Genomic DNA, 12,030 nt, shown 5'->3' on the forward strand with positions numbered 1-12,030 from the left:
CTACCCTTATCTTATTAGATACGTTTAAAAATCAGGGAGGTATTAATCCCCCCAAAAGCAAAATTGTTGCTCATCACCATTTGCGTTTCTGCTGAACGCATATCTGAAACGATATAATCCAGATCACCACAAGCGCTGTCAATCTGATCTAAATTCAGTGTAGGCACCAACTGATTGCGTCTCATCATTTCAATACTCAGCCATGCCTCAATGGCGCCGCACGCCCCGAGCGTATGCCCAAAATAACTTTTTAATGAGCTGATCGGCTTTTTCCCCAAGATGCGCGCGGTTGCTTGTGATTCTGCAATATCCCCCTGATCGGTCGAAGTGCCATGCGCATTGACATAATCAATATCCGCGGCAGTAAGCTGTGCATCTTTCAATGCCAACTGCATACAACGGCCCATCATTTCAGAATCAGGTCGAGTTACATGCTGACCATCGGTATTACTGCCATAGCCAACGATCTCAGCATAAATGGTGGCCCCGCGCGCTTGAGCATGTTCATATTCTTCTAAAATCAAACAGCCTGCGCCTTCACCAACCACCAAACCATCCCGATTTGCATCAAACGGACGCGGGGTTGCCTCAGGTCGATCATTTTGCACACTGGTTGCTAACAGGACATCAAACACGGCTGAACCCGCGGCACTGAGTTCTTCTGCCCCGCCTGCAATCATCACGGTTTGTTTGCCATATTTGATCGCTTCATAAGCTTGACCAATGGCCATAGAACCTGAAGTACAAGCACTTGAGGTTGGTAGGGTTAAACCCTTTAAACCAAAATACACCGTCATATTGACCGCACTGGTATGCGACATCATACGAATGTAGGTTGTGGCATTCAGTTGGCTCATATTGTGCTCAATCAACATCGAGCCAAACTCACGTACGGCATCCACACTGCCCGCAGAGGAACCAAAGGCCACGCCTGCATCGCCACTTTTTAAGATATCCGCATGCAGTAATCCTGCATCTTCCAATGCTTTTTCAGCACATACAGCGGACATTAAAGCAACACGTCCCATACCTCGAGTAACCTTGCGGTTAAAATGCTTGGGTACGGTAAAAGACTCAACAGGCCCGGCCAATTTACTGCGTAAATCGGAATAAATCTCCCAGTCAGGCATATAGCGAATGCCGCTTTTGCCTAGTGCAAATTGCTCAAAAATTTGCTCTGCGGTTTCACCCAAAGAGGTAATCCCTGACATGCCTGTCACAACAACACGTTTCATTAGATCAAGCCTCCATTGACTGAAATTACTTGGCGGGTGATATAACTGGCATCATCACTGCATAAAAACTTCACCACTTTCGCGACTTCTTCCACCTGTCCCATGCGTTGCATCGGGATCATTTTCAAAGCATGTTCTTTAACTTCTTCCGTGACCATTTCGGTTTCAATCAAGCCCGGAGCCACACAGTTCACCGTAATTTTGCGTTTGGCCAATTCCAGTGCCAATGCTTTGGTCGCACCAATCAAGCCTGCTTTGGCAGCACTATAGTTCACCTGACCTCGGTTACCCATGATCCCAGACACTGAAGACAAGGTCACAATACGTCCGCCCTTTTTCAAGCGAATCATCGGCATCATCAGAGGTTTCAGCACATTATAAAAACCGTTCAGAGAGGTCGAGACCACATCATCCCAGTCTTCATCGGTTAGTGCGGGGAAAGCACCATCACGGGTTAGTCCTGCATTCAACACCGCACCATAAAAAGCGCCATGCTGTGCTATATCTTGCTCTAAAATAGCAGCAATCTTTTCACGCTCATTTACATCGAACATCAATACATGGCTAGCCTGCCCAAGCGCTTGAATTTCCTGAGCCACCACTTCGGCCTCAGACTGTCTTGAACGAGCATGTACCGTGACATCAAAACCTGCCTTTGCCAACTCCAAAGCAATCGCTTTACCTATTCCACGACTCGAACCCGTGACTAAAATTCTTCTGTTCACACTAATTTTCCAATGATTTCATTAATATTTTCAGGCTCAAATACGCTCAACATGGCGCTGAACCGATGTTCTTGATATTCAATTTCACAATTAAACTGCCCCAAACCTTCGTGCAGATAACTTTGTTCTACTCGAATCCGCACGGTTGTGCCCAAACTAAAATAAGCACAAGGCAACTGCATTTTACGCGTTCCCAATAAAAAGCCAATTTTCGGTGGCAAGCCCTGAGTTTGTCCTTTATAACCAGCATAAGCACTAATGGTCTGCGCCATCAACTCAATGCTACTCCATGTGGGCAAGCCTTCTGGCTCACAAAACATCAAATCTGGCGTGATGTGAAGTTCTGCAATAGCGAATTCATCATTGGCTTCAATCAAATGGCTCACGAAAACCATCGGTTTCGCATGCGGAATAAACTGTACTGCGTCCATCATGGCAAAACTGTCCCGAAAATTAAACTGATATTGCTGCCGCCAAAAGCAAAAGAATTACTCATCGCATAGCGAATGGGTGTATTCAAAAGCGGTGTAAACACATAGTTTTGCCCAGCCAAAGCATCGTCCAATTCGCCTGCATGATGCAGCGGCAACCAAGATTGATCTAATAAAACCTGCTGGCAAATAAAAGCTTCGATTGCACCCGCTGCCCCCAGACAATGCCCCGTTTTATGTTTGGTGCTGCTCAAGGCCACAGCTGCATCAGAGAAAACAGTCTGTACCGCCTTCATTTCCATCGCATCATTTTGCGGTGTGGATGTGCCATGCAAATTTAAATAATCAATATCGCTTGCTTGCAGCTGTGCAGCGTCTAAAGCTTTTTGCATCGCCTCCGCAGCCCCTTTTCCTTCTGGATGCGGTGCTGAAATATGCCATGCATCCATTGACTCGCCGCTCGACAGTAACATCACAGGGGCAGGCGCTTTAGAGAGTAAAAACAGTCCTGCGGCTTCACCAATATTAATGCCGTCACGGTTGGCACCACAGGGCTGGCAAATTCCGCTCGATAAGCTTTCTAAACTATCAAAACCATTTAAGGTCAGCTTGCATAGGGTATCGACTCCACCCACTAAGACTGCATCAGCCAAATCGGCATTCAGCAGACGTTGCCCCGCTGCAAGTGCTTTGGCTGCCGAGGAACAAGCGGTAGAAATGGTATAAGCAGGCCCTTCCCAGCCCAAATACTGTTGTAAGGCTTTCGCTAAACTGCCCATTTCTTGCTTTTGGTGCTGTACAGACTGCGGCGCTGGCTGTTGAAACTGCGCTTTTAAAGTAGGCTCATTATCCGCGATGCCTGAGGTTGACGTGCCAATAATCACAGCGAGACGTTGTTTAGGGAACTGTGCAGTATAGGCACGAATCTCGGTTTCAATGTGTGTCAAAGCCGTCAGGGTAAAGCGTAAATTCCGTGAGTCTGCACTGCTTAAGCTTGCAGGAACTGCTTGAAGCAAGGCTTGGTCAGATGCACCGACCCAGACCGTTCGCCCCGCGATCAGATCCTCTCGTTGGGATAAGGTATTTTTGGTGCTTGTTAAGGCATGTTGAAGCTCAGCGGCATTTTGTCCCAAAGCCGATAGCGCCGTACTGAACTGAATGCCAACAGCTGAAACATGCTGTAGTTTTTTAGTCATGATGGTCACCTTGATCATCTTCTAAAGTATTGCTCACCGCACTGATGACCATCTGATAAGGCACTTGCAAATTATCTAGCTCAATTGCCCCCTCATTTTGCTGAATTTTCAACACGGGCTGTTGCTGCATATAAATGGTATCGTCTTTCTGTACGACCGCATTTTGAGCGGCATGTAACGCAGCAAAATTGGGATAGGTCGCATACAGAATATCGCGCACCACATAATCAAAAGGCAATAACCTCATCGGCTCAATCCGCTGTTCAACGTCTACCTTTTGACCATCAAAACTGAGCTTGAATAACTGCTGTCCCGTAAGGCTAAGTGCCAGCATATCAAGCGACTGTCCTCGCTGTTGTTGGTACAGTAAAAAGCTGAAACTCTGGGTTTTCCACTGCACTTCAATTTGGTCTTGACGCTGGTAATTCTGCGCAGCCCACTGCGGAGTCGCGAGTCCCTGCGCTTTGGGAATCCAACTTTGACAGGCACTACAGAGCAGCGCACTGGCTAAAACCCAACTGACGGTCTTTAAACGCAGCTTAAGTTTCATCGGTCAGCGACTCTTTTTTAGGTTGTTCTTCTCGGCAATATTCGGCCAAAGTGCTCAAACGTTGCTTGGCATTGCGATGAATCGGGTTGCTCGTATCCCATGCATAACCTGCCAGTAAAGATGCAATCATACGGCGAATTTTTTCATCCTGCTGAGTCGAAAATACCACATCCTGAAACTCACCTGAATACCATGATTCGACATAGGCACGGAACACTTGAATGCCTTTACGTAGCGGCTTTTCATATTGCTCCATCCAGTCTACCGTCTGACCTTGCAACACTTGCTCGACCAATGGCACTGCTAGACTGGAAGATTTTAAGGCAATGGTTACCCCTGAAGAAAAGACAGGATCGAGGAACTCACCCGCATTGCCCAGTAGTGCATAGTTTTCAGATGCCAAGTGTTTCACATCGGCAGAGTAGCCCACCAAAGTACGTACAGGAGTATCATGTTTGGCATGACGTAACACATACGACAAGCTGGCATCATCGGCCAAAATACGCTTCTGTAAGGCTTCTAAGTCATAGTCCGCACTGCCGTCATAACCATATTTTTCAAAGAAATCTTGCTCCGCCACAATGCCAAATGAAGAGCGTCCATCAGCAAAGGGAATTAGCCAATACCACGCACGGTGGTCTTTTTCATGCACAGTAATTAAAATTTTCTCGCGGTCAAACTCAGGGTCATTCAATAGACCGTCTTCAATGTGGGTAAAGACCGCACGGCGCACGGGAAAATCCGATGGGCTTTCTAAGTCAAGAAACTTCGGCAAAATGCGGCCAAAGCCGCTGGCATCTAAGAGGAACTTGCCTTGAATTTGATAGCTGTCGCCTTGCTCACCTTTCACCGTCAAAATCGGTTGTGTAGATGCCACATCGACCGCCAAAACTTCATGACCAAAACGGATATCTGCCCCCATTTTTTCGGCTTGCTGCGCCAAAAGCTGGTCAAAGTTGGCACGTCGTACCTGCCATGTAGTGCCTGGGCCTTCACTAAACTTTTGAGTAAAGTCATAAAAACTACGCTGTGTGCCTCTTAAAAAAGCTGCGCCATTTTTAAACTGAAAGGCATATTCATCAGCATGGGTACGCACTGTCTCCAACAAACCCGCTTCTTCTAAAAACACCATACACTGTGGCAATAAAGACTCACCGATGGAAAAACGCGGAAAAAATTGCTTTTCGATGACCGTGACCTGATGGCCTTTTTGGCGCAGCAAAGCTGCGGCTGAACTACCTGATGGTCCCGCCCCAATAATTAAAACATCTGTCTGTTGCATGGTGCTCATTGCACTGTACCCTTTGACTCAGCTCTTTGGCTGATATTGTTGAACCACCACATGTTTTGCATCGGAGGATGTAAAAAGTGTGGCATAAATAAATGAAAAAATAACGCCCAGCAACACCGTTAAGCCAAAACTGTGAATGGCATAGGTATGACTAAAGGACAGCAAACCAAAACTAAAAAACGTCGACATCATGCACAGGAATAAAGCCATGCCCACCACCTGCGGGTGATCATGTCCGTGGCGGTAGAAAATCGCATAATCCACCCCAATCCCAATGATCAGGAAGGTACCCATAATGCTGAATAAATTAATCTCGACACCCAACCATGCTTGAATCGCAAACGTGGTCATTAAAGCCATGCTGACAGGCAACACCAAAGGCAGAATGGATTTTTTGCCATAAAGTACCCCTAAGCCAACAGCTAAAATCAGCAAAGCACTCAGCAATAGCCACTGTGCTTGCACACGATGCTGTTTGAATAACTCAGATAATTGATGAACGGGACGTAACAGTTGTACATCCGCATCTTCAAGCTGCTGTATGGCTTTAACATCATGCACATTTTGCAGCATTACTAAACGTTGCGTCGGACTCATCTGCAAAAAATGCAAGGGATGATCTTTAAAGACTGCTTCAGTCAGCAACGGTTGGTCTTTTAAATGCGCTTGCCAGTTTAAAACATCCGCTGCATTGAGCTGTAACGCTTGCGCATACTCCACTAAAGCCGGCTGAGGAATCGCCTGTAACATTTCAACATTCTTTTTTTGCTGCTCAAGCGATGGAATCCACTGCCCTAAAGATTGTATAGCATCTAGCTTTCCAGCCTGCTGCAAGGGCGCAAGCTCTGCCAACAGTTGCTGTTCACGTTGCTCTAACTCTGCTGGGGTTCTGCCCTGTACCACAAAATATTCACTGCTTTGCTGTTGCATAAAACGCGAACGAATATATTGATCTTCCTGCTTTAAAGTGGCATCCATACTTTGCAAATTGCGGATGTCATCATTGCTTTTCAGGAAGGCGAGGCTGCTGCCTGTCACCAGTACAATTAGTGCAATCATGCCATAACGCAGTGTATTTCGACTCTGCACATAACTGCGTGCTTTGCCAATAAAGCCCAAAGCACGTATCGCAGGTTCCGCATTCAGCGCAGGCAAACGTGGCAGCAGTAAAATACTGGTCACCCATGCGGCACTCAATCCAACCATGGAAAAGACCGCAATCTGTTTAAAACCCGGAAATGGAGTAAAGCTCAGCACCACATAGGCCAACAGCGTGGTCATTAGCCCCACAAATAGACTCGGCAATAATGGTTTTAAAACAGCAAATCCATCGAGCTGTCGATGCTGAGACTGCATGGCCATAAAATAAAATGAAAAATCGACACAGACCCCAATCAAACTGGCACCAAAGACCAGTGTCATCAGGTGAATTTCGCCGAAAACCCAATACGTCACCGCAAAGGCCACCAGACTGCCTGTGCCGACCGCAACCATTTCCGTTAGCATGGGTCTGATCGAACGGAAGCCAAACCAAACCAGCAGTAAAATTCCGATGGTCGAACCTACACCAATGGTCGAGATTTCCTCTTTTGCAGAGTTAGTGCCGAACTGTGCAAACAGCAGCGTACCTGTCCAGTGCGGTTTAACTTGCAACTGGTTGAGCTGCTGATTGATATTTTGGATAAACGCAGCGGTCTGCTCTTGGTAGGCAATATTATAAGGGCTGTTATTGAGCTGAAGCACCATCAGGCGCGAGATACCCTGCTCATCACGAATCGTAGCAAAGCCCTGCTCTAAATTGATATCAGCATTGCTTTGTAAAGCGCTTAAACCCACTGCATAACGCGGGAACAGCAGCAAGGGATCTTGCTTGAGCATTTCAGCCGTGATCGGCATGCCGGGACTCATCAGTTGCAATAAGCCCTGCTCTGTCAGTGCGGCATCATCCTGCTCCTGCAAAATCTGCTGATCGGTCTTGGATAATAACCCCGCCTTGTGTTGATACAGCGCTTGGGCAAATTGATCAGGATCAAGCTGCGGACGGACAGGTAAAAATAGCTGACTTTGGTCGGCTTGGGTTTTGAGTGCTTGCGTTGCCTGTTCTAATTGCTGATCAGTTTTGGCATCCAACACCACAAAAACTTTGTCATTTAACTGCTGACTGACGTATTGCTGTGCTTGTTCCAGATGCGCATCTTGATGTGCCTCAGGCAGCAAAGCAAAAATATTAGTCTCAATCTTAATGCCTTTATTCAGCCAAGCCACGCCCAGTGCCAAAGCAATGACACACAGCACCAACAGCCACAGGGCGCTAAATTTATTTTGCCAATTGGAAAAGCGCATTTTCCGCAGCCGTTAAAGTTTGAGGTTGAGCCGTTTGCTGGCTAAAACGAATGATGGTGCGGTTATTGGCTTGTTCCAAAATCGTGATACGGTCCACATAACGCTGGCCTTGCGCATCAACTTGGACAAAAAGCTTTTTAAATAGACTGCTTTTCGGCGTCAAGCTGACATTCCACTGCGTCGGACTGTAATTGGCAGACACCACATTAAAGTTTTTAGCGAGTGCCGCTTCATTGCCCGACATCAACTGTAAAAACATCGTTGCTACAGAGCCATAGGGAGTTTTATCGACTTCAATTTGACTGGACGTACGCTGCGTCTTTTGTACCAACTTACGCGGTGTCACCACCAAATCGGCTTTGACTGGACTTTGAATCTGCCACAGCACCCCTTGGTTTTTGCTGAACAGCACCGTGCCTTTAGACACATAAGTTTTATTCAGAGCTGCCAGTTTTTTCTGCTGCTCAAATTGGGCACGCACCACAGGCGTTGCACCGAGCTGAGCAAACACCTGCTTCAATTCAGTATTTTGTGCACTCACTGCGGGAGCAAGTAAAGTCATCACACTGGCTGCACACGCAACGACAATCGGCTTAAAAAATTTGTATCGAATCATGCTTGCATTACTCCGCTTTAAATTCAGGCCATGCATTTAAACAGTCCAGCAACACCTGTGGCGACTGGAAGCACATTTCACGTTTTTCAATGTGTACCGCCACTTGTGAGGTATAACCCTTGGTCAACTTTCTGTCCGAAACCGCATCGAAAATCAGATATTCAATTTTCAAACGGTTTTCCCATTCTTTTAAAATGGCACGCACGCGAATTTTTTGTTCAAACTCGATGCCTTGTACATAACGGACATGACTTTCAATCACAGGCCATGCGTAGCCCGAGTCGCGCATTTGATTATAGTTGTAATGAAATTGATCCAGCAGTTTGCAGCGCGCAATTTCAAAATATTTTAAATAATGCCCGTGCCACACCACATTCATGGTATCGACATCATGGAAAGGCACTTCAATCATTACATCAGCATGCATGCTCATTTCCTATGAATATTGAACAGCAATGCTGTCTAACAGTTCTAAATGCTCAAAGCGATTAACCAGCGCCTGAAGCTCATGTTGCAAAGGACGATCTTCCTCTACATAGGTGAAACTCTGAAGCACCCAGTGTTGAAATGCTGTTAAAACAGGGCTGAGTTCTGTATCTACATCTTTGAGTTTAACCGCCTGAACCGCTGCACAACTGAGTGCTGCAATCACTTGCTCGGTTAAGGTAATGATACGGCTAGCATCACGCGCGGCAATAGTGCCCATACTGACTTTGTCTTGATTATGACATTCGGTTGAGCGTGAGAAAATCGATGCAGCAAGTGTCTGTTTTAAGGCTTCTGCCGTCCACGCTGAAACCGCGATTTGCACCGCTTTAAAACCATGATTCAACGGCAAGCGCTCAGGACTAGAACCCGTTAAATTGCGTGGCAAACCATTGTTCATTTTATAGTCCACCAACTGTGCCAACTGACGATCCATCAGGTCAGCAATATTGGCAATCATAATTTTCAGGCTGTCCATGGCTTGGGCAATATGTCCACCATAGAAATGTCCACCATGCAGTACCCGCAGGTTCACCGGGTCAATCAATGGATTGTCATTGCTTGAATTTAGCTCATTTTCAATAAACTGACGCAGCCACAATTTAGAGTCTTCAAACACCCCAATCACATGCGGTGCACAGCGTAGTGAATAACGGTCTTGCAGGCGTGAACTTTGGTGTTCGGTTTGTACTTCACTATTCAACCAGTCGCGTAATTGGGCTGCAATATGTTGCTGTCCCGGATGTGGTTTTTGTGCAAACAGGACTTCATCAAAATGACTTGGATTGCCCTCTAAAGCCAAAACATTCAGTGCGGTAATTAAAGTACTGGCAAAAGAAATCTGTTCGGCTTTTTTATAATTCAGGCAGGCAATGGCTGTCATGACCGCTGTACCATTCATCAGGGCCAAACCTTCTTTAGGACGCATCACCAAAGGCTGCAAGCCTTTTTCTGCATACACTTGTGCAATCGGCACGATCTGGCCTTGATAGTACACATCGCGCTCTCCGACTAAGGCCCCAGCGATATAAGACAAAGGCGTCAAATCCCCACTGGCACCCACCGAACCCTCCGATGGAATCACCGGAATCACATCTTCATTCAACATCCAGACCAAACGCTGCAACAAGGCATGTGAAACACCCGAATAGCCACGCGCCAAAGAACATAAACGTACCACCACCACAGCTCGTGCCGTAATTAAGTCTAAGTTTTGTCCCATGCCACAACCATGAAAACGCGACAAATGTAGCGGTAGCTCATGCACTTGGTGGGCTGGAATTTCAACCAAGCACGAGTCGCCATAACCCGTGGTCACGCCATAAATGACGCCTTCGTCTTGCAACAACTGATCAAGGAAATCTGCGCCACGTTGAATCAATGCTACCCATTCAGCAGATGCAGGCAATGCCACCTGTTTTTCTTTACGCGCTACAGCTACAACATCTTCAATACTGAGCGGAATTTCCCCAACAATTAACACAAGACTTATCCTTTATTCCAAAAATTATAAAAATTAAACCATTGATAGGGCGCGCGTATGCAATGCTGTTCCAACAAGGCTACATACTGTCGTGTGGTCTGTTGCATAGCCTGTAAACGCTCTTTACGCGGCCAGTTCAACTGCTCCGCAACTTGATGAATATGCACTTCAAAATGCGTATTGACCCGATAGCAAAACACCGCCAACACTGGGGCTTTTAATAAACTGGCCAGAATCCAAGCGCCTTGCGGCCACAGCGCTTGCTCGCCTAAAAAAGCAACTGTTTGTACCCGATCCGACTGCACAGGTACGCGATCTGCTGCCACAATCACCCATTCACCCTGATCCAATTTATCCTGCAAAATTAGTGCTGTTTCTATTCCCAACTCATCCACCGAAACCAAATTAACATCGGCATGTTCATTCAGTTTTTTTAAAAATTCATTGAACTTGGTGGCATGTTTCTGATACACCAACACATTAATTTTCTGCGAATGCTCAGCTTTAATTGCACGCAGTAATTCAATATTGCCAAAGTGCGACACCACTATCACCGCACCTTTTTGATAGTGCGAGCGAAAGTGCGCATGACCCTGTAGCTTTAAGTTCTGCTCAGGAATATGTCCGAGCCAACCTTCAATTTTATCTAAAATACATTCGCCAAATTGCATTAAATGCGTATAGCTGTGCCAAAGCTGCGGCTCAGCCTGAAACGGGGACTGTACACCTGCAAAATGATGCAGTTTTTTTAAGTACAACAGTGAAGCCTGACGCGCGGTATTGGAAAAGAGCCAGTACCATAAAATCACAAAGTACAAGATGACTCGGCACAGCCAGCGCCCACCCAAACGGTAGAAACCCAGCATCAGCATCAGCGGTAACATCCCGCCGCGCTCTTTTACGGCGCTCCATTTCTGCATATGCTTCTCTGACCGCCTTAGCTTTTGACTTTCTGATAAATCAGCTTGGGGAACCGCAGCAGCATGCCACCCAATAAGCGGCTATGCGCACGCGCCATGCCCAAATTGTCCCGCCAAACATCGAAATGTGAAATGCCGCCTTCAGGGTAAATCACATGCGTAGGCAGATTGATAAACCGCACATTGTCCCATTTCAAACGTACCAAAATTTCTGAATCAAAGCCCATCCGCGGTTGAAACTTAGCTGTGTTTAGAATGTTCACCGTCTGCGCCAAAGGATAAACCCGAAAGCCACACATGCTGTCTTTAATGTCAAAAGATAGGCTGTTAATCCACACCCAAATATGTGTTGCATAACGGCCATAGAGACGTTTTTTTGGAACAGTCGCATCAAAGATCGGCTGACCAATAATCATGGCTTCGGGGTGCTGGATAGAGGTGTCTAAAAAGCGTTGCACATCCGGCCAGTCATGTTGTCCATCAGCATCCAGTTGCAAAGCATGGCTATAACCACATTCAAAGGCATGTTTAAGACCTGTGATCACTGCTTGTCCCTTACCTTGATTATGGGTATGTTCAACCAAATCGACCATTGGGTAATCCTGCGCGAGCTGATATAACACTGCTGTACAAGCGGCATCACTGCCATCGTTCACCATAATGATGGGTAACTCGAAAACGCTTAAATGTGACAGTAACGCAGCCAAATAATGCGGATGGTTATACACAGGAATCACAAAGCAGTGTTTCATTT

General features: G+C 46.4%; 12 protein-coding genes. All 12 read right to left on the reverse strand.

Features of this window, described 5'->3' with window-relative positions:
• Positions 1 to 14 precede the first annotated feature (14 nt).
• The 12 genes from AC4MC0_RS16915 to AC4MC0_RS16970 all read right to left on the reverse strand — a co-directional run bounded on the left by AC4MC0_RS16915 (position 15) and on the right by AC4MC0_RS16970 (position 12,028).
• Complete coding sequence (locus AC4MC0_RS16915) at positions 15 to 1,235, reverse strand: beta-ketoacyl-ACP synthase (protein ID WP_335997983.1); 1,221 nt, start codon at positions 1,233 to 1,235, stop codon at positions 15 to 17.
• On the reverse strand, positions 1,235 to 1,960 hold the full coding sequence (locus tag AC4MC0_RS16920; protein WP_335997985.1) for a 3-ketoacyl-ACP reductase FabG2: 726 nt from the start codon (positions 1,958 to 1,960) through the stop codon (positions 1,235 to 1,237). Before AC4MC0_RS16920 ends, AC4MC0_RS16915 begins: the two co-directional genes overlap by 1 nt.
• Entirely contained in the window at positions 1,957 to 2,394 is a 438-nt protein-coding gene (locus AC4MC0_RS16925; RefSeq protein WP_335997988.1) for a hotdog family protein, read from the reverse strand. Before AC4MC0_RS16925 ends, AC4MC0_RS16920 begins: the two co-directional genes overlap by 4 nt.
• Complete coding sequence (locus AC4MC0_RS16930; protein WP_335997990.1) at positions 2,391 to 3,587, reverse strand: beta-ketoacyl-[acyl-carrier-protein] synthase family protein; 1,197 nt, start codon at positions 3,585 to 3,587, stop codon at positions 2,391 to 2,393. Before AC4MC0_RS16930 ends, AC4MC0_RS16925 begins: the two co-directional genes overlap by 4 nt.
• Positions 3,580 to 4,137 carry a DUF3261 domain-containing protein gene (locus AC4MC0_RS16935; protein WP_004983966.1) on the reverse strand — a complete coding sequence of 186 codons (558 nt, stop codon included), beginning with the start codon at positions 4,135 to 4,137 and terminating at the stop codon, positions 3,580 to 3,582. The genes AC4MC0_RS16930 and AC4MC0_RS16935 overlap by 8 nt, the downstream gene beginning before the upstream one ends.
• Complete coding sequence (locus AC4MC0_RS16940; RefSeq protein ID WP_335997993.1) at positions 4,127 to 5,428, reverse strand: NAD(P)/FAD-dependent oxidoreductase; 1,302 nt, start codon at positions 5,426 to 5,428, stop codon at positions 4,127 to 4,129. Before AC4MC0_RS16940 ends, AC4MC0_RS16935 begins: the two co-directional genes overlap by 11 nt.
• An 18-nt stretch (positions 5,429 to 5,446) precedes the next feature.
• Entirely contained in the window at positions 5,447 to 7,771 is a 2,325-nt protein-coding gene (locus tag AC4MC0_RS16945; protein ID WP_335997994.1) for an MMPL family transporter, read from the reverse strand.
• Entirely contained in the window at positions 7,746 to 8,333 is a 588-nt protein-coding gene (locus AC4MC0_RS16950) for an outer membrane lipoprotein carrier protein LolA (RefSeq protein WP_171262513.1), read from the reverse strand. Before AC4MC0_RS16950 ends, AC4MC0_RS16945 begins: the two co-directional genes overlap by 26 nt.
• A 61-nt stretch (positions 8,334 to 8,394) precedes the next feature.
• Positions 8,395 to 8,814, reverse strand: a complete 420-nt coding sequence (locus AC4MC0_RS16955; protein ID WP_078426098.1) for an acyl-CoA thioesterase — start codon at positions 8,812 to 8,814, stop codon at positions 8,395 to 8,397.
• 9 nt (positions 8,815 to 8,823) lie between these two features.
• A complete protein-coding gene (locus AC4MC0_RS16960) occupies positions 8,824 to 10,356 on the reverse strand; it encodes an HAL/PAL/TAL family ammonia-lyase (RefSeq protein ID WP_335997997.1) in 1,533 nt (510 codons plus the stop codon).
• A gap of 5 nt (positions 10,357 to 10,361) precedes the next feature.
• Complete coding sequence (locus AC4MC0_RS16965; protein ID WP_335997998.1) at positions 10,362 to 11,276, reverse strand: lysophospholipid acyltransferase family protein; 915 nt, start codon at positions 11,274 to 11,276, stop codon at positions 10,362 to 10,364.
• 17 nt (positions 11,277 to 11,293) lie between these two features.
• Positions 11,294 to 12,028 (reverse strand): glycosyltransferase family 2 protein, encoded by a 735-nt coding sequence (locus AC4MC0_RS16970; protein ID WP_335998000.1) that lies wholly within the window; start codon positions 12,026 to 12,028, stop codon positions 11,294 to 11,296.
• Positions 12,029 to 12,030 lie beyond the last annotated feature (2 nt).

This window comes from Acinetobacter sp. CAU_H_S139_7 (genome assembly GCF_058599305.1).

Coding starts and splice junctions, on each gene's coding strand:
- AC4MC0_RS16915 (WP_335997983.1), bottom strand. CDS start 1,235: ATGAAACGTGTTGTTGTGACAGGCATGTCAGGGATTACCTCTTTGGGT.
- AC4MC0_RS16925 (WP_335997988.1), bottom strand. CDS start 2,394: ATGATGGACGCAGTACAGTTTATTCCGCATGCGAAACCGATGGTTTTC.
- AC4MC0_RS16930 (WP_335997990.1), bottom strand. CDS start 3,587: ATGACTAAAAAACTACAGCATGTTTCAGCTGTTGGCATTCAGTTCAGT.
- AC4MC0_RS16935 (WP_004983966.1), bottom strand. CDS start 4,137: ATGAAACTTAAGCTGCGTTTAAAGACCGTCAGTTGGGTTTTAGCCAGT.
- AC4MC0_RS16940 (WP_335997993.1), bottom strand. CDS start 5,428: ATGAGCACCATGCAACAGACAGATGTTTTAATTATTGGGGCGGGACCA.
- AC4MC0_RS16945 (WP_335997994.1), bottom strand. CDS start 7,771: ATGCGCTTTTCCAATTGGCAAAATAAATTTAGCGCCCTGTGGCTGTTG.
- AC4MC0_RS16950 (WP_171262513.1), bottom strand. CDS start 8,333: ATGACTTTACTTGCTCCCGCAGTGAGTGCACAAAATACTGAATTGAAG.
- AC4MC0_RS16955 (WP_078426098.1), bottom strand. CDS start 8,814: ATGCATGCTGATGTAATGATTGAAGTGCCTTTCCATGATGTCGATACC.
- AC4MC0_RS16965 (WP_335997998.1), bottom strand. CDS start 11,276: ATGCAGAAATGGAGCGCCGTAAAAGAGCGCGGCGGGATGTTACCGCTG.
- AC4MC0_RS16970 (WP_335998000.1), bottom strand. CDS start 12,028: ATGAAACACTGCTTTGTGATTCCTGTGTATAACCATCCGCATTATTTG.